Raw genomic sequence first — 23,145 nt, 5'->3', positions numbered from 1 at the left:
CCATTATAAATTATTTGTTTGCAGGGGATACAATCGTCTTTAACTGATCTGTTTGCTCGAAGATATCGCTAAATCTTTTCTTTTCAGTATTGGTCGATAGTAGGCATCGTTGAATCCATATTTGAATATTGTTCTCTTTTACAAAATAGGCAATTAAAGAAAGAATAATCCCTACAGCAATTGCTATCCATCCTAATGGATTCAGTAAGAAAATGGCTATAGAACCACCGATAACGAAAACTCCGCTTAAACCCAACACAATTCCAAATGATTTCTCACCATTACTGGCAGCCAGATATCCATTATATACGTCAAATCCACCAAAAATTAATCCTGCAAATAATCCAAAACCTCGCCATACCAACCCTTTTACACTGTTTTTATTTGATGTCGTTAATTCAAGAATAAAAGTATTCATTGACTTTAACAGCCGTGATTGTGACGTGATTTTATCACTTGAATTTAACAGTGCGCCCACTGCTTCTACAGTCGACATGGTTAGACCAATCACAGCAGCACTTCTGCGACCAACTTTTTCATATTTATTATCAAAGCTTTGGCTAAAAACAGTACAAATTGCCCAACCTTGTAAGCCAACAATGGCGACTTTAATCATAAAGAATTTAAAATAATCTGAGCTTGGGCTTGGCTCTATAACATCTTCAGCAATAACACTGACATGCATCGTACTTTGTTTTTTTAATAACTCAGCATGCTTTTTTACAGCTTCTCTAAAGTTTTTTGGTAAATTTCTCTCAAACTCAGGATTTACTTCTAAACGTGGCACATCGATATATTTAAGATGTTTATATTTGTCATATAGATAGTTCCAATCACTTTTTTTTATGACATTACCTAGACCATTATCTTTACCCACTATATTTTGATGTGATCTATAATAATTTCGCATTTTCGTGTTGAAATCGCTTTTGTTCGTAAAAGTAATACGCTCAGACTTGATTTCAGACAAACTAAACATTGAAATCATTAAAGGCTGGAAGGGATGAGCAGCTAAAGCATTCGGGGCAGATAACCCTGTGATATTTAAAAAGGCTTTGCTGATATTCGTCAACAATGTAAATTTTAATTCTTCCGTTCGAGCTGTACTTAAAAAGCCATGAAATGAATTGATGAAATCCCCAAAAGGCTGTGTAGCAAAAGCTCCATTTAAATTAGTGAGAGACCATTTATTAATTTGTTCATTTAACTTTTGACGAAGGGCACTTGAATTTAAAGCAAGAAAATTTAAAAAGTAATTGTTAGGATCTCGAGTGTTGTATAAGTATTGCCCCATGTATTTATTCATTTTTGGGCATAATTTGCTACTTTCTAAAACTAGATTGACACACATGCCAAGAGAAACACCATCAACTAAATTATCTTTTTCTTGGTTAAAGAAAAAATGGTCCGCAATTACGCTTTCCTTAAGAAACTCCTGACCTATTCCATCGAGCTTATCCGCATAGCCTGCCTGCACTTGTTTTTTCTGCTTAAGTGTGGCTAAACCTGCATTAAATCTATTTGAATCAATATGTTGAATATATTTTGTATTCCATTCTTGATTTTTTACTTTTTGTTCTGCTGCTTTTTGGGCTCGCTCCTTAGCATTGAGTTCTTCTGTTGTTTTTTTATCATCCCACACGTCCTCAATGAGTCCACCAATCATTGCTCCTTCCCCACCATACATACGAATTTTTTGTTTCGCTTCCTCATTTCTTATTAATTCGTCATTGGTAAAGTAAGGATAATCATTAATCCCAAAGTTATTTTTTAACACTTCTAATGTATTTACGGTTTTTTCATCATCAGTATAATCTTCGTCACTCATCATTTGATTTGCAACTTGAGCTGAAATATCCATCACTACGCCAACAGGGTCATCAATCGCAAATACAGCTCCAAAAAGTATTCTTGCTTTTGCATCATTTGATAAAGCCGCAGTGAGTTCCTCTTTGCTATGCTCTTTAAGAAATGAATCATCCAAACTTGAGTCTGAAAATAATCTATAAGCTAAATTATTAGTTTTAACTTGGTTAATATCTTCATTTTGAGACATAGTGTTTTCAAGTATATCTTTAGGTGTCTTCCCTGACAGATAGGAAAAATACTCTGAATATGAAAATAAATCTTTTGATATATTATTTTTTAACAGACTGTTTTCTAGAGTTCCTTCACCTTTTTCGCCAGCCACCCATTCTGTCTTAGAATCTGCACAAAAACTCTCAATTCCCGTCTGCATTGGAAATGTGCCTTTTGCGTACTGTCCTGCAATAAATTTTTTTACGTCAAATTTATCCATATATTTTTCGTAAAATTCAGGTGACTTGTTTCTCAGCTTCGTTGCTTTGCTCCATGCGTTTTCAGAATATTTGAAATATACAAAAGAAGCTTCATTGGGTTTGGGTACAACGATCGTTAAAGCATTTGCTCTATGCTTAATATTCATGCAAGGCTCATCACCCTGCTCCATTAAAACTAAGGGTCTAGATGAGTAATCTTGATCATAATTTGATTCATTAATACGTTTTAAAAAACCCTTTTCAGAAATTTTATATTCTTGCCATTGATTTAAATGCTTTATGAAAACATATAAAAAACCTTTTCTTAAAGTGCTCCCTTTAAAACCATACTGTTCCATTGATGTTTCAGTTTTGTGTTTAGGATAACTATAACTAGCCTCTGTAGCCGTAACCTTAATCGTATTCAGGGACTTAAGTGGTACTTCAGGATTATTAGTTGAATCATGACTAGATGCTTCTAAAGCTGACGTGGCTGTTGAAGCTTGAGGACTAGATGGCTTATAGGAGTTAATAAAGTTAAACTTGGTTTCTTCTAAACTCGATAAATATTCATCAATCTGTGATTTTATATCTGTTATATCATATAATTCTTTTTGATTTTCATCTTCATCAAGTGAATTATTTGCACCTGTTGATGTAAATATATAACGATTCACAAAAATCTTTAAGCCAATATCTCTTTTACAAAAATCACAACTTTTAGAATCCATACATCACCTTATTTTTTAAATTTTCATCATCAATATTTTGTTTTTTAAAAAAGTCATCCCACTCAGACGTTGAAAGCTGTTTGCTTGCCTGTTCATAGCCTTTGGGACTTTCTGTTAAACGTTGAAAAAAGTGGGTTCTAAGAAAGCTTTCACCGATTAAATCTGCATGAAAAATGGATGCTACAGCATCATCCTTGGTCAAAATTCCTTTACTTTTTATTAAGTCTGCATAATTAAAAATCTGATTAACTTTCATAAAGTATGCTGGCAAGTCGTCAGTCTTGAATTTTAACTTTTCAAACACTCTGTTGTTTACACTGATTTTGTCCAACAAATCATGATCAGGCTGTCGAATCAAATCACCTTTAGACTCAGTTTCAAAGGACAATATTTCATTTAAAAAATTGAATTCAATATTTTTAAAATATTTATTGATCCATAAAAAATCCTGACTCTCAAAGTAATTTAGCAACATCCAAATCTTTGGATCAAAAAAGCGATACAAATACTTCTTAGTGCCTATTTCATATACTAAAGTTTGCTTTAAATGATCAACAATATCAGGCTCTCGAGTCGGAACACTTTTAAACTTCATCAGAAAAAATGGCGAAAGCCCTGCTTTAACCTGATGTTGATCGTACTGTTTGATTTCCTCAACAAGAGACTCATCAACCGAATTCAAGCGCAATAAATATGGGAAAACATGCTGTACATTCTTCGCATAATCTGGTGCTAAAGACTTAAGCTGAGTTTCCACTTCATAGAAATATTGCGCATTTAGATTCGGATCAATAATGACATAATCATGCTCAATCATTTCTTTTGGATGTATAGGTGCTAATAGCATTATGAAAGCTCCACAGAAGCATCACCTTTTGCCGCAGCGCCAGAAACACGCATTTCGCAAATAGGGAGTTGAGGGATCTCCGAGCTCACCTTAGCGCCACCTGTAAACTTCTGCTGTCCAGATTTCACTTCAAATAATCCACCAGTCGTTGCAAATACACCTGAACCATTGAGCTTCACTTCCGAGCCATCACCAATCAGCTTGATTTCTTTCGGACTGATAATATAAATCGTATCTTCTGTCGAAATGATTTGAATGCCTTTGCGGGCGATCAAATCAGCACCTCCATCTTGAGCTTGGACCTCTACTTTTCCCTTGCCAGCATAAAGTCTTGCACCTTCCTGTGCTGCAAACAGGCTGATCTTTGAACTGGCATGCCCCACCAAGGATTTTTGTGTGCTTAGATTAATGCTTCCGCCAGCACTATGACTGATTTGCCCATCCGCAGAGAGGTGGATGTCTTCATTACTTGATAGTGCAATTGAATTTGGTGAAGCCAACATCATTACTGCGGACTTAAATGCATCCGCTTTTTTCGGATCTTGTTGAGCCAGTGTATTGATAAACCCTTGGATTCGTTCTAAGACCTCTAAAGGATCAGTCTGTTGGTTCTTGGCAACCTCACTTAAGGCTTTGGCATTGTTCAGGTTACTTTCTAGCTGACTTTTGGCTGCGGTTGTATCTAGATGATTACCTGATGCGCCATCTTGTGCATGGCTACTCAGCAGTAAGCCTTGACCTGCACGTACCGCACCCCATTGATCCGTTCTTAACTCAAAGCCTTCTCCTCGACCTTCGCTGCTATCTGTCTCTTTTGGATGACTGAGATTGCCAAGATTGAGTTGAGTTGCACCATGACTGCTGTGTAACTGACTGCTGATCTGGTTGGTGGTATCGTCAAATCTCAGTTGGTTATAGCCACTGCCCTGATATTCCTTGCTTTTAATCCCTGCCAACTTCTTGGTATCGGGCAACTTGCCTTTGTCATCAAACTTGCTCGGACTGCGTTGCGCTTCATGGATTCGACCCACCACGAATGGTCTGTCAATGTTGCCATCAAAGAAGTCGATGACTACAATCTCCCCAATCCTCGGTAAGAAACGTGCCCCATACCCTTCGCCTGCCCATGGCGTCAATACATCAACCCAAGCTGAGTCGGTATCATTGTCATTCGAGCCTGCACCACCATCATGGCTGTGGTCTTCATTGCGGGTAAAGAGGAAGCGAACCTTGATACGTCCCCATTCATCGACATGAATTTCTTCTCCACTTGGACCAACCACTCTCGCTCGCATTGGATGGACTGCGGGTCTTTGAGTTAAGGGATTATATTCAGGAACAACCGTAATATTACGTCGTTGTAGCACCAACTGATTCGCTTGGCGTTCTTCGTTGTTGTTTACGGTGAGATGGGGGCGTTGCCAATCACTTTGTTTTAACAAAGTTTCGACTTGATGGCTCAAGTCTTTGGGTAAATTATTTTGGTTATAAAAGATTTTAGAGATGATCAAGAACTGCTGATCGGCAGAATCTTTTAGCTCTAGGCTTGGATGTTGGTTAAGCTCAAAGTGATAACCCACCTGCGCATCTCGTACCGTCGATATTGCCGTGAATTGTTTGGCTTGGGCATCGTAGTAGTTGCTGAGGTTTTGGTTAAAGCGTTCGATCTGACTGTTGCCCGATGGTGTTGCACCATCTTCCCCATTCAGGTCAGGTATCCATGCAGGGCTAAAGTGCCATACTTGTTCTAAGCCTAGACTGGCGTTATCGTACTGGTCACTGTGCTGATATTTACTTTGTACATTGCCTGCACCTTCTTCGGTTTCAAGAATATCGGCTTGCCAACGGTGGATATGCACAGACGTCGGTTGAAGGGAGCGTTGTCCTGTAAAATTGATAATCGAATCGCTAGTCTCTATAGCCGAACTTCGATGAAAGCGGATCGTGCGTCGTTCTAAACTTTCGTATTGAGTATTGTCATCAATCAATCGAAGCTTTTGAGGCTGGATGGGTTCATTAAAATGAGAGACTTTAAGCTGTGCTTCATCAATTAAACTCGTCACACCTTCCGATGCTAGAAGCCTTTGAATAAGATCTATATCTCGTTCATTATTCTGCATAATGAGTGGTCGAATATCATAGTCTTTGGTCAGCCCAGTTTTATCTAAACTCAAACTAGCAGCAAACAGCGGACTTCTTTGTTGCCATTCTTTATGAAGTATTTCAATGACTTGTATCACTGACTTATTCAGAAAAACTCTACTATTACGGCGTTTGTGCCACAGTGACGTTGCATCTTCAAGTTTGAGCTTATAGACCGTCAGTGCACCATCACTTTGTCCCTGTGCGGCTTCGGTAATGATGCCTGTGGTACGGAACAATTGTCCGCGGTCAGTGACTTGGTCGATTGCAGCTTGGCATCCGATAAACTGTTTGAGTGGAATATTTGCAGATGTTGCAAGACAGATCAGTTCCACAGACACGCCTTGATTGATGGCATGTTGTCCATCAATGCGTTGCAAGAACACTTGGGCGGTCAAATCAGGATTGCTAAACTGAATGTGCAAAGCTCTTTTTTGAGCGGTTAATCCAAGTTGTTCTAAAGCCGAAAATATATTGGCAAAATTCATTTTCTTATCTAACTTAAAATAATATTAATATTTATCTATATTTAATCAAAAAAAACGATTGAATCCTAGTTTATTGATCGGTTAATTTTTAAAAAATTGTAAAAAAACCTCAATATTCATATTTTAATATTGAGGTTTATGTTTTGAATTCAGTCAGTTAAATATACTTAACTTTATTCACTATCCATCATGGATTGGCTCATACCCACAGTATTGAAACCTGCATCGACATACAAGATTTCACCTGTAATACCATTTGCCCAAGGTGAACATAAGAACAATGCCGCATTCCCAACATCTTCAATTGTCACATTGCGTTTCAGTGGTGCAATTTTTTCATTGGCATCTAACATCTTACGGAAAGACTTAATCCCTGATGCCGCTAGAGTACGGATTGGACCTGCTGAAATCGCATTTACACGAATTCCTTCTGCACCTAGACTCGAAGCCAAGTAACGTACACCTGCTTCTAAAGATGCTTTTGCCATACCCATCACGTTGTAGTTTGGCATCACAGACTCAGAACCTTGGTAGGTCAAAGTCAGTAAACATCCTTGGCGAGCAAGCAATAAAGGTTTCGCAGCACGTGCCATAGCCACAAAGCTATAAGCACTGATGTCATGTGCAATTTTAAAGCCTTCGCGGTCAGTTACGTCCGTAAAATCACCATCCAGCGTATGCGCAGGTGCAAAGCCGATTGAGTGAACAACACCATCCAAACCATCCCAATGTTTTGCCAGTTCAGCAAAAGCATGGTCAATTTCTGCATCTACAGCAACATCACAAGGAAAAACCAGCGTTGAACCAAATTGTTCTGCAAACTCATCCACACGTTTTTTTAATTTATCATTTGGGTAAGTAAATGCGAGTTCTGCACCTTCACGGTGTAATGCCTGAGCAATACCAAATGCAATGGATAATTTACTTGCAATACCCGCGATTAAAAAGCGTTTACCTGCCAATAGTCCTTGTGCCATGAAATTCTCACTTGATTAATTTTGTAAGCATAATGCCAAGTCTTGGCTCAGAACTAAATTGCATAATGCATCTTTTTTTAAAAGTTTAGTAAAAATATAAAAAAACGCACTGTAAAAAGTGCGTCTTTATCAAATCTATTTTGCTCGATCAGTAATGATTAATCATCACCTTGCAATAAGCTCAATAAACGTAGGAATGAATAGTACATCCAAACCAAAGTTGCCAATAAAGCAATACCACATAACCATTCATATGATTTAGGCGCACGTTGTGCAGCAGCAGATTCAATCAAATCAAAGTCAAGGATCAAATTAAGTGAAGCAATCACTGCAACAAATGCAGCAAAACCAATACCTAACAGGTTACTTTCAAATAAGAACGGAATGCTTGAACCAAATGCCAAACGCATGATGAATTGCACCACAAACACCAAACCAATGGCGATAGACGCTGAAATCACAACCGATTTAAATTTTTCAGTTGCACGGATAATTTGGAATTTATATAAACCAAACATCACCAAAGTTGTGACAAAAGTTGCCAAAAGCGCTTGTAAAGGAATACCTGGGAACTTCAATTGGAAGATGACAGAAACACCACCTAAAAATGCACCTTCAAAGAATGCATAAGGAATCGCCAACACACGTGCTGTATTCGGTTTAAATGTCGCAATTAAACCTAAAATCAAACCACCAATTGCACCGACCATTGTAGCAGCGTATGCAATTCCTACATTCATGGTGCTAAAGCTATAAAAGAAAATTCCAACACCCAATACCGCAGCAATCACAGTCAATAAAATAGACTTTTGAATTGCGCCTTGTATGGTCATTGGCTGTTCATAATCCGCATACGTTTCCGCACGCGTTAAAATTGGGTTATTACTTTGCATAGTCAATCTCTTTGTAATAATTCAAATATAAAAAGATATTAAAACGTTTTTTATGCAAACAATTTGAACTGCTTGCTCTTTTTTGTAACGAGTTGTCAGAAGACATCGCTTTCAGTATAGCTTAAAAAATTAAAATTCATAGTAAAAAAGAGATTAAAAATTCCCTTGTTTCAATCTGATATATACCTATATATCAGTTTATATCTAACAATTGAAAGATGAATAAACTTGTTATAAATAAATGATTAGATGAGTTTAAACTCGATAAAGCCCAATCCATGATGTGACTGAACGTATTTTAGTAAAGCCATGTGATCTCCTCACATATTGCAGATAACCTTTCCGAGTCTCATGTTTTATCAAGATTTTTAGATCAAACTCAGCTTATTTAAACTTTAACAATAAAGCGGGGCATTGAAAGCTTTATATTATTCAACAAAATGTTCGTAGCACTGATTTTATTGATCTATTGAAATTATATTTAATGTAAAAATTTTCAACAGATTGACTGTAACTTACACGAGCGATGTTGAGATTGAAGTTTTATATTATCCAATTAGGCATAACTTGACTGAATAAACCAAGCCAATATAGTCAGACGATGTCGCTATCGCGGTTGGCGGCATGGATGCCGCCGTCGGTCAAGGGGGATATGGATATCCCCTTTGACCGAAAAAAGATTTTTGTTATCTTTTCATCTCTGAAAAGTAAAACATCGCCTACGCAAATCTATTTAAACTTTAACAATAAAGCGGGGCATTGAAATGCTTTATATTATTCAACAAAATGTTCGTAGCATTGATTTTATTGATCTATTGAAATTATATCTTACTGTATAAGTTTTCAACAGATTGACGATAACTTACACGAGCGATGTTGAGATTGAAAATTTTATATCAACGATGTAGGCATAACTTGACTGAATAAACCAATCCAATATAGTCAGACGATGTTGCTCTTTGAATACCAAAGAGCAACAGCAACAAACTTAGGGGGTGAGTACCACAGCTGATCATCTCACCCAAACTGGCTTAGTCTTTATTCTCAATAAAGAAATATTGACGGTAGTATTTTAATTCTGCGATTGAGTCGCGAATATCATCCATCGCCAAATGTGATGCATTTTTCTTAAGACCACTCATAATTTCTGGTCTCCAGCGTTTTGCCAACTCTTTAACAGACGATACATCCAAATTACGATAATGGAAAAATTGCTCAAGCTCTGGCATTAAACGATGCATAAAGCGGCGATCTTGGCAGATTGAATTACCACACATCGGTGATGATTTCGGACTGACCCATTTCTTTAAAAATTCTAAGGTTTGTTGTTCCGCATCTTGCGCTGTGAGTTTACTGCGACGTACACGCTCGATCAAACCTGACTGACCATGTTGTTTGGTATTCCACTCATCCATTGCATTGAGAATAATATCTGATTGATGCACTGCAAGTACTGGACCTTCCGCCAAAATATTTAAATGGTCATCTGTCACAATGGTTGCGATTTCAATGATCTTGTCATTATCAGTATCTAGACCTGTCATCTCGAGGTCAATCCAAATTAAGCGGGTATCCAGTGTACTGCTCATAGAGTCAATCTTATTAGGTCAATAAAAAAATGAATAGTAGCAAATTTCTTACTTCTGCGCTGTAATTCATTCGCTCATCATGGTATTTTTGCCTTCTCATTTTCAAGGTTTTTTTAGGACATGAATGGCTTTAATTCGTAAACGTCGTTTGACTGAACAGCAGCAACGCCGCATTCAGAAACAACATAAAACACGTCAAGAAGAAATCGACACTTCCAACGACCTAGAAGGTCTGGTTGTTCAGCATTATGGACGACAACTCGAAGTACAAGCCCTTTCTACACCCGCTCAACATCCACAAAAACCTATTGTTCAAGCAGGCGAACCTGAACCCTTTTGGAAACCGATTGAAATCGGTAGTGTCTGGCGTTGTCATACCCGTACCAATCTTGAATTGTTGGTCACAGGGGATAAAGTTAAATGGCAGGCAGACCCCAATACTGGTTTAGGCATTATCACAGCAATTCACCCGAGAACATCACTGTTAACTCGCCCAGACCGTTACCACAAGGTCAAACCTGTGGCAGCCAATATCAGCTTGATCGTGATTGTTTTTGCGCCTTTACCAGAACCTGCACCTACCTTAATTGATCGTTATTTGGTGGCTTGTGCAGATGCCAATATTCCTGTGCTGTTGGTTTTGAACAAATCCGACTTACTCAAAGACAGTGACCCAATTTTAGATCTCATCAAAGAGTATCAAGACTTGGGCTATGAAGTGTTGATCACACAGTCTGAAGGTGATATTAGCGAACTGAAGCAACGTTTAGACAATGAAACCGTCGCTTTTGTAGGTCAATCGGGTGTAGGCAAAAGTACATTGATTAATGTTATTGTTCCCGATGCAGAACAGAAAACCAACATCATTTCTGAAAACTCAGCACTTGGACAACACACGACAACATCAACACGTTTAATTCGCTTTGGTGAAAATGGTGCATTGATTGACTCACCAGGAATCCGTGAGTTTGGACTGTGGCATCTAAGCCTTGAAAAAATTGATGCTGGTTTTCCTGAAATCTCTAACTTGATTGGACATTGTCAATATCGTAATTGCACGCATACCCATGAAAAGCAATGTGCGGTTAAAAAAGCAGTGGATGATGGTCAAATTCTAGCCAGACGTCTGGAAAGTTATTTGCGCTTAATTGAAGAAATCACTGATGCGCAACAAAAAAATTAAATTTCTTCTGCGATAACCTTGAAGCGGTGATTTTGATCACCATATATATACGCTATACTCGACGCAGTTTTTGATTGTAATTAGGTGACTTGTGGAACGTTGGTTTGAGTTTATGGGGAATCACCCCTTCTTATTTGGTATTTTAGGGGCACTCATTGTCTTGTTCTTTATTTTTGAAGGACAACGTAGTGGTCGTAAAATTTCACCACAATCCCTTGGTATTTTGGTGAAAGCCAAAAATGCAATGCTGATTGATTTACGTGATGCGAAAGATTTTCGCGAAGGTCATGTCAGTGGTAGCCGCAATATTCCATACAGCCAAATTGCCAGTCATATTGAAGAATTGAAAACTGCAGATCGCCCTTTAGTCTTTATCTGTAACTTAGGTCAAGTAGCAGGTAGTGCCTTGCAACAAGTCGGTCATGCAGACAGTTATCGTCTAGATGGTGGTATTAGTAACTGGAAAGCCCAAGGCTTGCCATTAGTTAAAGCTAAAAAATAAGCTTAAGGAGCTCAACATGTCTGCTGAAGTAAAAGTTTATTCAACAACTTTCTGCCCATACTGTGTACGTGCAAAATCTCTGCTTGAGCGTAAAGGTGTTGCTTTTACCGAAATTAATCTCGATCAAGAAGCACCTGAGGTTAAGACTGAGCTAATCCAGCAAACCAAACACCGTACTGTGCCACAGATTTTTATTAATAATGAATTCATCGGTGGTTTCGACCAGCTTTATGCTTTAGAAAAAGCGGGCAAACTCGATGAATTACTTGCGTAATTAATCACTTCTTAAAATTTAAGGAATAAAGAATGAGTGAAGAACAACAAGCTCAACCACAACTAGCTTTAGAACGTATTTATACAAAAGACATTTCTTTTGAAGTGCCTGGCGCTCAAGTTTTTACGAAAGAATGGCAACCTGAATTAAACATCAACTTGTCTTCTGCTGCTGAAAAAGTTGATGCAACACACTTTGAAGTATCGTTAAAAGTCGTGGTTCAAGCAAACAATGCAGGTGATACAGCATTTATCGTGGATGTTACACAATCAGGTATTTTCTTGATTGATGGTATCGAAGAAGATCGTCTTCCTTACATCTTAGGTGCATACTGCCCGAACATTTTATTCCCATTCTTACGTGAAGCTGTGAACGATCTTGTGACTAAAGGTAGCTTCCCACAATTACTTCTTACGCCAATCAATTTTGATGCTGAGTTCGAAGCAAATATGGAGCGCGCTCAAGCCGCTGCTGCTGAAGGTCAAGCTTAATTTCTTAGATTTTAAGTTTGAAAAGACCGCTTTGTGCGGTCTTTTTTATTGTTGAATCAGTAAAATAAAGTTCACTCAAATTTCACAAAATTTGATCATGGCATTTTTTATACTTTAAAAATCAAAATACGACGACAAATCACCTATGCCCATTACCCCCTTACATTTAGGTTTAGGTACAACGTGTAAAGGAATCGGAAATCATCGCTTTAGCTTACTCATTTTTTCGGGTATTCAAGTCCTGATGGATATCGAACCTTTGCTTGGTATGATTTTGGGCTGGAATACTTTACATCTTTATACCCACAATTTAATCGGTGCCTTATTGATTGCTTTAATCGCAATTCCCATAGGCAAAGTGATGAGTAAATTTGTCTTGCGCAGACTACTCAAACAAAAAAATTGGCAAATCACATGGCGAGTGGCAACTCTCAGTGCACTGACAGGCAGTTTTAGTCACATTCTTTTAGATGGTTTGATGCATGCAGACATGTACCCTTTTTATCCCTTCAGTCAAACTCAATTTCTGCTAAATTTAATTCCCTACTCTTTTATTTTTTATGGTTGTTTTATTGGCTTTATCTTTGGCGGCATCCTGTTTCTGCTGCATGAAAAATAACAACAAAAATTTTTATACACCCGTCTCAACAATCGTTCTAAAGGTCAAATTAATCCGAGCAGTGTGGACTTTTTTGGTCGGTGGCAAGCGATGCAACCAATGGGTTTGTGTGGTGTCTTTCATGATCAGTAAACTGCCATTTTCGAGAAAAATCTCCACTTTTTCTTGGCTATTTTTATGTTTAAAGGCAAATTTTCGGACTGCCCCAAAACTTAAAGATGCAATCGCACCATTCTTTTTTAGATCTGTTTCACCATCACTGTGCCAAGCCATTCCCTCTTCGCCTGTGTGGTAAAGATTAAGCAGACAAGAATTAAATGTTTCACCTGTAATCCGTTCAATCTGCTGTTTAAGTTCCAGTAATTGCTTTGTCCACGGCAAGGCGTACTTTGATGTGTTGGAATAGGTATATTCATAAGGCTGATTGCCATACCATGCCACTTTACGTTTGGTGATGATCTTTTTGCCAAAAATAATCGCTTGATCATTTTTCCATTCAATCGTCTTTAACAGTTGCTCAAAATAAGCGTGCGCCACAGGTTCTTGCATAATGGTTCCAAAATAATGAACCACGCCATCATATGGAAGCAAGTTTTGATTTTGCTCAGGTTTAAATTCAAGTTGTTGCATTTTTCCACTTCAAATAGGCTGATTTCATACAGTGTCCACATGGTCGATATTGCAATGCTAAAGCTTCCGCTTCACTACTAAAGAATACTCGATTATTTTTTAACATCCGTTTACCAGAGGCGCAGTCTAGACGTCCATAAATTCTTAGTTTTTGGTTGCCCGCAAATAAAATTTCAGCATTTTTAAGCTTGCTATATAACGCTAATCTCTCTATTTCACTATGCTGAATCATGCTTTAACTCACTGCATCATGAAAAATAATACCTAAACTATAACGCTCTCCTTCAGTTAACTGACTTACACCATGCTTCATATTGACCCGATAGTAACCATGCGTACCTTTCTTGGGTCTAAAGTGTGTGGTCAAAAGTAAAACGTCACCTTTGTTCGGTTGTATCACCATTGCTTTGGACTGTGCACGAGGAATTTGCTCTGTCAGTACCAGCTCACCGCCCTTAAAATCAGCATTGGCTTGATTGAGACAAATCACCATTTGAATTGGGAAATAAACCTCACCATAGAGATCTTGATGTAAGGTATTAAAACCATGTTGTTGATAATGCAAAATCAATACAGTCGCTTTGTTTTGACCCGCTTGCTGACATTGCTGTAAAAATGCTTCATGTGATGCTGGATATTGCCGATCGATGTTTAAATTCGCAAACCAAGCATTGGCGAGCGGAACGAGGTGGGAGTAAAACTGTGTACGCAGCAATTGCAATAAATTGGGTAAAGGGTGACGAAAATATTTATATTCACCCTCGCCAAAACGATAGCGTTGCATATTGACAGTTTTACGGTATAAATCTTCATGGTGATAATGTGCTTTGATTAATTCACAAAGCTCATCGGATAAAAAATTCTCAATGTGTGAATAACCTTGCTGATTGAGCTGCTCATGGATTATTGTCCAGTCTAAGTGCTTAATTTTCTCACTCAGGACTTGAGCCTGTTGAATATTAAATGTCGACATGTGTTTGAACACCTTCCCAACCAATCATCGCCATTTTTCGACTTTTACCCCAATGATATTCACCGAGTACGCCTGTGGCTTGAATGACTCGATGACAGGGGATTAAGAATGCCACGGGGTTGTGCCCCACTGCCGTACCCACTGCACGAGAGGCTTTAGGATTTCCCACTTGTTCCGCTAAATCACCATAGGTGGTTAATTGTCCCATTGGAATTTTAAGTAAACTTTCCCAGACTTTTAGCTGAAAATCAGTCCCTTTTAAATGAAGTTTAATTTGTCCTAATGGCTGATTCTCAGATGAAAAATCAGATGAAAAAATTGCCAAAGCATGCTCATGGAGTACATCTGCTTGTTGATAAAAGTGAGCATTGGGGAATTTTTCGAGCATTGCAGCAAAACTTTCCTGCTCGTTGTCTACAAAGGACATAAAGCAAATGCCTTTCGCTGTAGATGCCACCAAAACAGTTCCAAATGGGCTTTCAGCATATTGATAATGGATCGTTAAATCTTCACCACCACGCTTATATTCAGCCGGCGTCATCCCTTCTATTTGTATAAATAAATCATGCAAACGACTGGTACTGGAAAGCCCAGTATCATAAGCCGCATCAAATACCGAATGATCTTGCTTTAATAATGTTTTGGCATGTTCCAAGCTAATATATTGCAAGAATTTTTTAGGGCTGGTTCCCGCCCATTCAGTAAATAAGCGTTGAAAATGAGCAGGGCTTAAATGGATATGCGCCGCCACTTCATCGAGACTCGGCTGTGCTTTAAAGTTGTGCTGAATATAGGTTATGGCTTTTGCAATACGTGCAAAGTGATTTTGCTCTTGCATCACATTTCTCCTGATCTTCTCGTTATAACTTAACAAAGATAAAGTGATGAACAAATCCGAATCATGCTGAGTTTAGTGATTCAATATCGTTTAAAAATCACCATACAATAAAAAACCGTTAGTCATTAAACTAGCGGCTTTTTAAATGGATAAATCTATTCTTCGAAATTGCGTTAGTCAAAAAAACAAGTCGTTCATACGCAAGCGATATAAATTTACCTGATTCTTTGTCGTGATGAGCTATCACTACACGTAAATTATAAAGTGTGGCATTGCAAGCTTTATAACCATATGGATCACGTTAATGAACGTATATAAATATATGATCTATAATTTTGACTTATTTATAAATCATCTAAATGCATAGTTCCGCAGTAAGACTATTGATAGATCTTATGGCCTTGATCACGAATTTCAGCAATTTTTTTGCCTTCCATTTTGGCATGATCTAAATGTCCACCTTTGACTAAGGCTTGCGTTTTATCAATCTGTGCAATCAATTGATCATAAAGTTGTGTTGAGCTTGGCGCACTGGCATCACCACGACCTTTCAGTTTAACTTTTTTTGCATCTGTTGCAGCCGCACGCATGTTGTCTAGTGCTTTATTGGCTTCTGCTGGATTTGTGGTTTGATTAAATGCTTTATAGTTTTTACCCAATGCCTGCATATTCTGTTGCAGAGTTGCTGCAAAACTCATTGAACTCAAACTCAAAGCAGACATCATCATTACGGTGGCTAAAGTTTTTTTGATCATTGTGATCTTCCTTAAAACTGTGGCTATTGTGAATTATCAACGGGAATGAAAGTACAGCTATTATCCATATTCAACATTAAACATAGTTTAAAACCACAAAAAATAGCAAATAAAAAATGCAACGAAATCGTTGCATTTTTATATTTAAAACCGACCAAGAAAATCTATACAGGCTCAATTTTGTGATTTAAAGCATCGTGAATCGCTTCAACCAACTGTTGAGCAATTTCTTGTTTAGATGCTTTTTCCAGGTCTCGTTTTTCCATTTGATATTGCTCAGCAAAAAACACCGTCATTGCATTTTGATCTGAAGCAAAACCAATATCTGCACGTGAAACATCATTACATGCAATCATATCGAGTTTTTTTGCTACTAGCTTTCCTGCTGCATACTCTTCAACATTGCGTGTTTCAGCAGCAAAACCCACCATAAATGGACGCTTGGACTGTTGTGCAATCGTCGCCACAATATCAGGATTTTTAACTAGGGAAACATTGAGTTCATCACCTGCTTTCTTGATCTTATGCTCAGCAACTTCAGCCACACGATAGTCCGCAACAGCAGCAGTTGCGATGAAAACATCACAACCTTCTTCGAGTTGATGCATGCTCTCATCCAGCATCTTGATTGCTGAAGAGACGTTAATACGACGCACACCATTCGGGGTATCTAAACTGACTGGTCCTGCCAATAAGGTGACTTTTGCTCCTGCTGAATAACACGCAGCTGCAATGGCAAAACCCATTTTTCCTGTACTGTGGTTAGAAATATAACGGACGGGGTCAATTGCTTCACGTGTTGGTCCTGCGGTAATCACCACACGCTTTCCTGCCAATAAGCCAAATTTTTCCGCAATCGCACGTTGTGCCTGATGGAAATAATTTTTAACCTGTTCTGCGAGATCTTCTGGTTCAGGCATACGCCCTAAGCCAACATCGCCACAAGCTTGAGAGCCTGCTTCTGGCATGATCACATGCACACCATCTTCAACCAAGGTGTTTAAATTACGTTGAGTAGGTTTGGCAGCCCACATCTGTTGATTCATTGCAGGGGCAACCCAAACAGGTGCTTTTGTTGCCAGATAAAGCGTACTGAGTAAATCATCTGCCAATCCCGCAGCAAATTTTGCAATCGTGTCACAACTGGCTGGCGCAACCAAAACCAGATCTGCCCAACGTGCTAATTCAATATGTCCCATCCCTGCTTCTGCTTCAGGATCTAATAATTCTGTATGAACGGGGTTACCTGACAATGCCTGAAAAGTCAGCGGTGTAATAAATGCTTGTGCACCATGCGTCATCACAACACGGACATTAAAACCGTAATCCTTTAAACGACGTACAAGTATGGCACTTTTATAGGCAGCAATACCGCCAGTGACAGCAAGAATAATATTTTTATTAGAAAACACACTGAGATCGAAACTCACGATCAGGCTACCTTTCTGTTGCAGTGGCGCTCACAATAGCATTAAATAGTCTATCTCCCAAGCAGTTATCGGGAGAAAAATGAAAAGTACAATAAATTAAAAATGTGGAAAACCATGAACCATTCAATCAAACAATGGCCCGAACAAGAACGCCCACGTGAAAGATTACTCTTGCAAGGGGCACACAGTTTATCCGATGCCGAACTTTTGGCAATCTTCCTTCGTTCAGGCTCTAAACAGCACTCTGCGGTCGAATTATCACGCATATTGATTCAGCATTTTGGACATTTAAATGCAGTCTTTGATGCCTCTTTAGAAGAGCTTCGTCAGTTCCATGGGATTGCAGAAACTAAATATTCGCAACTGATGGCAGTTAAAGAATTAGGTCGTCGCTATCTTAAACATCAACTCCAACAAGGTATGGACTTAAGTCGTTCTGATTTAATTCGAGATTATTTACGTTATGAATTGATTGGAGAACAACAAGAAGTCTTTGCTGTGCTTTGTTTAGATAGCCAATTACGCAAGTTAAGCTTTAAAAAGTTATTTTTTGGTTCTATCAATTACTGCAACATTTCGATCAATCAATTATTACGCCATGCCATACAAAAACAGGCGACGTTTATTGTCATTGCCCATAATCATCCTAAAGGTTTAGCAAAACCTTCACGTGAAGATTACGATCTAACTCAGCAAATATTCAAAGCCTGTCAACTGCTTGAAATAGAATTATTAGATCATATGATCATCGCCGCTGAACAAAGCTATTCCTTTACTGAACATGGACTCATCAAATCTAAAACTTTCCCTGCAAATAAGATTGACAAGTATCCTTGAAGCGGTGAAGATCACTAAAAAATTATAGACTTAAAAACATGATTGTCCGCGATCAAAACGATACTCTTAAATTACTCCTGTCTTGGCGTGGTACGATTCTGCCAAAAGTGTTACCACCGCTAGGTTTTGTGATGCTCATCTCTGCCATCGTAGGTGGAATTGAATATACTGATTTATATCGTTTTCCTGAGCTTCCTCTGGTCGGTTTTACCCTTATCGGGGTTGTCCTGTCTATTTTTTTAGGCTTTAAAAACACAGCATGTTATGACCGTTGGTGGGAAGCCCGTAAGCTTTGGGGAATGTTGATTGCAAATGCGCGTCACTTTGACCGTGACTGCCGTATTTTTCCGCAAGGTCGTCGCGAAAGAATTATTCAACATGTCATTGTTTTTGCAAACTTATTGAGAGATCGCTTACGACATCAAACTGCCAATCCCGATGCTCTGGTCGAAACTAGTGGTATGAGTCCTCAAGCATTAACCCAACTCTACCAACAGACCAATGCACCGCAATACACCCTGAGTCTGATTCAATGGGAACTGATGCAAGCTTTGAAAGAAGGTGAGATTTCAGACATCATCTACACTCAGCTCAATGAGCATGTTAATGAACTCAGTTTGGTACAAACAGGTTGTGATCGTATTGCTACGACACCTTTACCATTTGCCTATTCAGTTTTATTAAATCGAACTGTCTATTTTTTCTGCTTTATGCTTCCATTTAGCTTAGGTTCATTATTGGGTTTAGCCACACCGTTATTGGTGGGCATTTTGGCGTATACATTTCTCGGCTTAGATGCTTTAAGTACTGAGATTGAAGAACCTTTTGGTACTCAAAGCAATGACTTACCACTCGACTCGATGGTTCGTATGATTGAAATTGAACTGCTCGGAACCCTAGGTAAACCTACCCCACCACCAATTCAAGCACAGGATCATAATTTACTTTAATGCAGAATCGCTTGAGAACTGATCTTAAGTAACTCAAGCATGCTTCCAAGCGGATTCAACATCGAATGATGTCTGTGATATAGAGCTAGGGATAAAATATGAAATATGTGGTTATTTTTAAAGCTCAGGTCAATGTACTTGATCAGACCTATATTCAAACCGCGCAGCATTTACGAGAAAAAGCGCTGACTCAATTTAACTGTCAAAAATTTGAATCGATTTGCGAAAATGACTTTGAAATTGCGCTTTCCTATTGGAACTCACTAGAAGATATCCAAGCATGGCATAAAGATGCAGAACATCAAGCAGCTCAAAGGATTGGCAAACTGCAGTGGTATAAAAACTTTCGTGTCGAAATTTGTGAAATCACAAGATCGTATTAACATCTGTTGACACTTCACAGATGCTTGCGACAGCTGAAATATCGACAATCTCTTCATAAAACGCTTAAAATTGGCAGACCAAATATAATTATAAAAGGACTTAGCGATGTCAGAATTATTCCAACTGATTTTACACGGCGAAAGCAACGCTGCTTTAGGAAAACTCACCCCTGAAACCCTCAATCAACAGCTTGATGGTTCATCATTGCTGATGTATGCCTTGCAACATCAACAAGATGACATCGCGCTCAAACTAATTGAGCTTGGCATTGATGTAAATTTGCAAAATAATCAAGGACAGACAGCATTACATTTGATAGCTGTTTATAAAAATAATATCGGTATTGCTCGCGCAATCATCGAACATGGCGCAGACTTGTCACTGCAAGATCATTCAGGAAATATTTCGCTTTGGACTGCTATTTTTAATGCTCAACAACACTATGATCTGGTCAAGCTATTACTGGAAAATGGTGCTGATTTAAACAGCAAAAATCGCTCTGCGAAAAGCCCTTATGATTTGGCATTGTTGATGAAATTTCCAGAAGGTATCAGCTTGGTGCAACAATACCAAACTCATTCTTTGTAGTCAGTCGACTTCAGCAGATTTTTAAGCTGCGAGCGCATTGATTGAACTATGCAAGATCAAGGTTTTGCCAAGCGCTCTAATGGACTTCAAATTCAGACTCAGCGGGATCGAAACGCCACGTTCTGACAATTCGTAGCTCAGAAATATCTTTCATTTTTGCATCAAAACGACCAAATGGAGCACCCTTACGTACCGAATTTTTAGCGGCTTCATCTAAAATGGCATGACCTGAACTTTCGATCAAACGAATTGCCCGTATTCCCCCTTCATTATTCAGAATCACCATTAAACGAACTTCACCTGAAAGGCGCTGTTGCTTAGCAAGATCAGGATAATAGCGGTTGCCATACATTTCGACTTTTTCACGGAATTTATCCAAATAACCAGCCGATGCATCTTGTTTCGCTTGAATGCCATCTAAGGTTTTAATTTTTTGTTGTTTACTAAAATTTTGCTGCTTCTTTAAATATTGTGCTTCTAAGCTCGCCACCATCGCAGCTTTGGCTTGCATTTGGCTTTGTAATTCTTCCATTGCCTTTTTTCGATCGTTTTGTTCAGCTTGCTTTTGCCAACTTAAAACGGTCATCAGCACTTTTTCTTCAAATTTTAATTCACGTTTTTGCTGTATTTGCTCTAAAGCTTCAAGCTGTTGATCCCCTGCACTTTTATCTTCAGCTTGTGCTGGCATATCAGAGGACATCCGATGTTCTTTACGAAAGGTTCCTGAACCTTGTTGATCTGCTTGCGCAAGGAAATCAGCATCTTTGACTTTATCTTCACTTGGGCGAATACTGACAGCAATTTCTTTTGTCGCAGTATTATTTTCTTGCGGCATACCAAATTGCACAGATAAAAATAACCCGTGGACAATTACAGCAATCGAAACTGCCCCGACAAATAATGCATCTTGCCACCAGTACCCAGTATGTTGCGTATTGGCAAATAATTTTTTTATCATGACATTAATCCGACAAAATTCCCCAATTGCCAAATTTAAAATTTATTAAAATAAGTTTAGTCTTACATTATTCACAAACTTTGTGACTGACTTAATGAAAGTAAAAACGTAATTTTAAAACACTCAAAATGGTGCAATGTTTTTTGCTAAACTGCAATCTTTAGACTTGAATTTTTTAATCATCGACAAGTTTATCGCCTAAAAGTGATGATGATTTGGGACCATACTTATGCCGACGCTACTTTCTAACATTGTTAAACGTATTCGACAAGTATACCAAAAAGCCGAAGGTTTTATAGAAGAAGAGCGCGAATTTCCACTCTCTCAAGTATTTTTAAATGCAACGTTTAAACGTTATGTGACTGACAATGTCAAAATTCTTGAAGATTTACATGCCGACTTGCATGATGATTGGTTAAGACTTTATGCAACACTGAATGTTAAAGGCATGCATTTGGTATTGTCTGTCGATCTTAAATTAGTTCAAATGGAAATGAACAAAGATATGCAACTGATTGTTTTTGAACAAATCAGCAACACCCAAGTCATCGAAGCAAAGTATCCTAATATTTGGTACAAAATGGGCGTAAATTGTGCATTGTTCTTCTATCAAAAGGTACTAAAAAAAGATCCTTTGGGCATGATCTTAGAAAAATTTGATGTCATTCGCGTGAAGGATGAATTATTACATTTAGACCTTAACCGTTGGTTAGGTAAAAACCGCTCTATTATGGACACTTTAAATAAAGTTCATGTTAATCATGCCGAACTTCGTGAAACAGAGTTAGTGGTGATTGGGAATGTCAATCTCACAGCCATATTCAGTAATTTTAGAGAAGATGATGACCGCATGGTTGACTTAGAAGAAGAGGATTATATCGACGATAAGGTCACACCCATCGAGCAAAAAAGCTAAATCGTTCATTTTGGGTCAAATTTCAAGTCAAACCGAGCAAAACCAATACATAAATTCACAGGATTTGAAATAAAGTGAATATTTTCTCCCCAATTACATTGCATAATAGATGCTATAACTCACAGATACTTTTAAATGCATAGGACATTTAATGATGGCAAAAACGTTATTTAAAACATTCAGCACAGCAGCCGGTATTTCTACTGCAATGTTATTGGTTGGATTTTCAAGCAATGCTCTTGCCATGAGTCCATTCCAAGCCAGCTATCAATTTGCTTATAATGGCAAAAATCTAGGCTCTGCTACCCGTACTTTAAGTCAAAATGGCAACAATTGGACCTATGTCTTTGCTGCCAAAGCGGCTGCAATTGCATCAGCAAGCGAAACCAGTCGTTTTACTTTTAGCAATGGTCAAATTAATTCCAATAGTTTTAGTCGTACCAGTAAAGTGTTGGTACATAACGACACGATGACCATTAACTTCAATCCAAGTAATAAGACCATCAATACCAAGAAAAAAGATCAAGCACGATCTTTCCCTTGGAAAGCAGGTGCTTTGGATGAACTCAATGCTGAATTACAAGTACGTGAAGACTTAAAAGGTTCTGGTTTAAAATCGAGCTATCTGATCGCTGATGCTAAGGGGCTTGACGCTCGTCGTTTTGTAAAACAAGGTACTGAGTCAATTAAAACCCCAGCGGGAACGTACAATACCATCAAAGTAGTACTCACTCATGATAATGGGGAAAAAAGCTCAATCTTCTGGTTAGCACCACAATTGGACTATTTACCTGTAAAAATGTCGCATGTAGATGGTAAGACCTCTTATAACTTAACCCTGACCAGTTACAAAAAGTAAGAGATTTTTCAC

Annotated in this window: 24 protein-coding genes; 11 read left to right on the top strand and 13 right to left on the bottom strand. The window is 38.3% G+C overall.

The features are described 5' to 3' along the window. Positions 1-10 precede the first annotated feature (10 nt). The 6 genes from AC1Z3T_RS11645 to orn form a co-directional block, all read right to left on the bottom strand. On the bottom strand, positions 11-3,010 hold the full coding sequence (locus tag AC1Z3T_RS11645) for a T6SS effector BTH_I2691 family protein (protein WP_100884471.1): 3,000 nt from the start codon (positions 3,008-3,010) through the stop codon (positions 11-13). Continuing rightward, positions 3,000-3,857 (bottom strand): hypothetical protein, encoded by an 858-nt coding sequence (locus AC1Z3T_RS11640; RefSeq protein ID WP_100884470.1) that lies wholly within the window; start codon positions 3,855-3,857, stop codon positions 3,000-3,002. The genes AC1Z3T_RS11645 and AC1Z3T_RS11640 overlap by 11 nt, the downstream gene beginning before the upstream one ends. After that, positions 3,857-6,487: a type VI secretion system Vgr family protein gene (locus AC1Z3T_RS11635; protein WP_100884469.1), complete on the bottom strand. Its 2,631-nt coding sequence runs from the start codon at positions 6,485-6,487 to the stop codon at positions 3,857-3,859. Before AC1Z3T_RS11635 ends, AC1Z3T_RS11640 begins: the two co-directional genes overlap by 1 nt. Before the next feature lie 173 nt (positions 6,488-6,660). Next, the gene (locus AC1Z3T_RS11630) at positions 6,661-7,464 is read right to left on the bottom strand and encodes an enoyl-ACP reductase FabI (protein ID WP_005033929.1); all 804 of its coding nucleotides are present in this window, start codon (positions 7,462-7,464) and stop codon (positions 6,661-6,663) included. A gap of 158 nt (positions 7,465-7,622) precedes the next feature. Continuing rightward, positions 7,623-8,357, bottom strand: coding sequence for a Bax inhibitor-1/YccA family protein (locus AC1Z3T_RS11625; protein ID WP_005033931.1), 735 nt, complete (start codon positions 8,355-8,357; stop codon positions 7,623-7,625). A 1,031-nt stretch (positions 8,358-9,388) separates the two neighbouring features. After that, a complete protein-coding gene (gene orn / locus AC1Z3T_RS11620) occupies positions 9,389-9,946 on the bottom strand; it encodes an oligoribonuclease (RefSeq protein WP_009586958.1) in 558 nt (185 codons plus the stop codon). 124 nt (positions 9,947-10,070) lie between these two features. Between orn and rsgA the strand changes: the two genes are divergently transcribed. From rsgA to AC1Z3T_RS11595, 5 genes are all read left to right on the top strand, one after another. Continuing rightward, the gene (gene rsgA, locus AC1Z3T_RS11615) at positions 10,071-11,129 is read left to right on the top strand and encodes a ribosome small subunit-dependent GTPase A (protein ID WP_009586965.1); all 1,059 of its coding nucleotides are present in this window, start codon (positions 10,071-10,073) and stop codon (positions 11,127-11,129) included. 91 nt (positions 11,130-11,220) lie between these two features. Continuing rightward, positions 11,221-11,631 carry a rhodanese-like domain-containing protein gene (locus tag AC1Z3T_RS11610; protein ID WP_004825084.1) on the top strand — a complete coding sequence of 137 codons (411 nt, stop codon included), beginning with the start codon at positions 11,221-11,223 and terminating at the stop codon, positions 11,629-11,631. 16 nt (positions 11,632-11,647) lie between these two features. Further along, positions 11,648-11,905 (top strand): glutaredoxin 3, encoded by a 258-nt coding sequence (gene grxC / locus AC1Z3T_RS11605; RefSeq protein WP_004825086.1) that lies wholly within the window; start codon positions 11,648-11,650, stop codon positions 11,903-11,905. Between the two features lie 32 nt (positions 11,906-11,937). Next, positions 11,938-12,396, top strand: a complete 459-nt coding sequence (gene secB / locus AC1Z3T_RS11600; protein ID WP_004825088.1) for a protein-export chaperone SecB — start codon at positions 11,938-11,940, stop codon at positions 12,394-12,396. Positions 12,397-12,541: 145 nt separating this feature from the next. Next, positions 12,542-13,015 carry a DUF4184 family protein gene (locus AC1Z3T_RS11595; protein ID WP_100884468.1) on the top strand — a complete coding sequence of 158 codons (474 nt, stop codon included), beginning with the start codon at positions 12,542-12,544 and terminating at the stop codon, positions 13,013-13,015. Positions 13,016-13,027: 12 nt separating this feature from the next. Here the strand turns inward: AC1Z3T_RS11595 and AC1Z3T_RS11590 are convergent, their stop codons facing one another. From AC1Z3T_RS11590 to coaBC, 6 genes are all read right to left on the bottom strand, one after another. Continuing rightward, entirely contained in the window at positions 13,028-13,645 is a 618-nt protein-coding gene (locus AC1Z3T_RS11590; RefSeq protein ID WP_100884467.1) for an alpha-ketoglutarate-dependent dioxygenase AlkB family protein, read from the bottom strand. Next, positions 13,632-13,877 (bottom strand): Ada metal-binding domain-containing protein, encoded by a 246-nt coding sequence (locus AC1Z3T_RS11585; RefSeq protein ID WP_005033946.1) that lies wholly within the window; start codon positions 13,875-13,877, stop codon positions 13,632-13,634. The genes AC1Z3T_RS11590 and AC1Z3T_RS11585 overlap by 14 nt, the downstream gene beginning before the upstream one ends. 3 nt (positions 13,878-13,880) lie before the next feature. Continuing rightward, positions 13,881-14,618, bottom strand: a complete 738-nt coding sequence (locus AC1Z3T_RS11580) for a 2OG-Fe(II) oxygenase (protein ID WP_046760887.1) — start codon at positions 14,616-14,618, stop codon at positions 13,881-13,883. Further along, a complete protein-coding gene (locus AC1Z3T_RS11575; protein ID WP_100884466.1) occupies positions 14,605-15,456 on the bottom strand; it encodes a bifunctional transcriptional activator/DNA repair enzyme AdaA in 852 nt (283 codons plus the stop codon). The genes AC1Z3T_RS11580 and AC1Z3T_RS11575 overlap by 14 nt, the downstream gene beginning before the upstream one ends. Before the next feature lie 380 nt (positions 15,457-15,836). Beyond that, a complete protein-coding gene (locus AC1Z3T_RS11570) occupies positions 15,837-16,211 on the bottom strand; it encodes a cytochrome b562 (RefSeq protein ID WP_004825098.1) in 375 nt (124 codons plus the stop codon). Positions 16,212-16,375: 164 nt separating this feature from the next. Further along, positions 16,376-17,641 carry a bifunctional phosphopantothenoylcysteine decarboxylase/phosphopantothenate--cysteine ligase CoaBC gene (gene coaBC / locus AC1Z3T_RS11565; protein ID WP_005033953.1) on the bottom strand — a complete coding sequence of 422 codons (1,266 nt, stop codon included), beginning with the start codon at positions 17,639-17,641 and terminating at the stop codon, positions 16,376-16,378. 102 nt (positions 17,642-17,743) lie between these two features. Between coaBC and radC the strand changes: the two genes are divergently transcribed. The 4 genes from radC to AC1Z3T_RS11545 all read left to right on the top strand — a co-directional run bounded on the left by radC (position 17,744) and on the right by AC1Z3T_RS11545 (position 20,400). After that, positions 17,744-18,478: a RadC family protein gene (gene radC / locus AC1Z3T_RS11560; RefSeq protein WP_034707928.1), complete on the top strand. Its 735-nt coding sequence runs from the start codon at positions 17,744-17,746 to the stop codon at positions 18,476-18,478. A gap of 38 nt (positions 18,479-18,516) precedes the next feature. Further along, a complete protein-coding gene (locus AC1Z3T_RS11555; protein ID WP_004825105.1) occupies positions 18,517-19,428 on the top strand; it encodes a bestrophin family protein in 912 nt (303 codons plus the stop codon). 98 nt (positions 19,429-19,526) lie between these two features. After that, positions 19,527-19,811 carry an antibiotic biosynthesis monooxygenase family protein gene (locus tag AC1Z3T_RS11550; protein WP_004825107.1) on the top strand — a complete coding sequence of 95 codons (285 nt, stop codon included), beginning with the start codon at positions 19,527-19,529 and terminating at the stop codon, positions 19,809-19,811. Between the two features lie 106 nt (positions 19,812-19,917). Then, positions 19,918-20,400 carry an ankyrin repeat domain-containing protein gene (locus AC1Z3T_RS11545; RefSeq protein ID WP_009586955.1) on the top strand — a complete coding sequence of 161 codons (483 nt, stop codon included), beginning with the start codon at positions 19,918-19,920 and terminating at the stop codon, positions 20,398-20,400. Positions 20,401-20,476: 76 nt separating this feature from the next. Here the strand turns inward: AC1Z3T_RS11545 and AC1Z3T_RS11540 are convergent, their stop codons facing one another. Then, positions 20,477-21,358, bottom strand: a complete 882-nt coding sequence (locus AC1Z3T_RS11540; RefSeq protein WP_483396667.1) for an energy transducer TonB — start codon at positions 21,356-21,358, stop codon at positions 20,477-20,479. Between the two features lie 229 nt (positions 21,359-21,587). On the opposite strand from AC1Z3T_RS11540, the gene AC1Z3T_RS11535 reads away from it, so the two are divergent. Both AC1Z3T_RS11535 and AC1Z3T_RS11530 read left to right on the top strand, forming a co-directional pair. Continuing rightward, complete coding sequence (locus AC1Z3T_RS11535; protein WP_005033958.1) at positions 21,588-22,274, top strand: hypothetical protein; 687 nt, start codon at positions 21,588-21,590, stop codon at positions 22,272-22,274. A gap of 151 nt (positions 22,275-22,425) precedes the next feature. Next, complete coding sequence (locus AC1Z3T_RS11530; protein ID WP_009586948.1) at positions 22,426-23,133, top strand: DUF3108 domain-containing protein; 708 nt, start codon at positions 22,426-22,428, stop codon at positions 23,131-23,133. Positions 23,134-23,145: the final 12 nt, after the last annotated feature.

The sequence above is a fragment of the Acinetobacter sp. B-6 genome (assembly GCF_056930735.1).
This window is presented reverse-complemented; position numbering and strand designations above follow the sequence as displayed.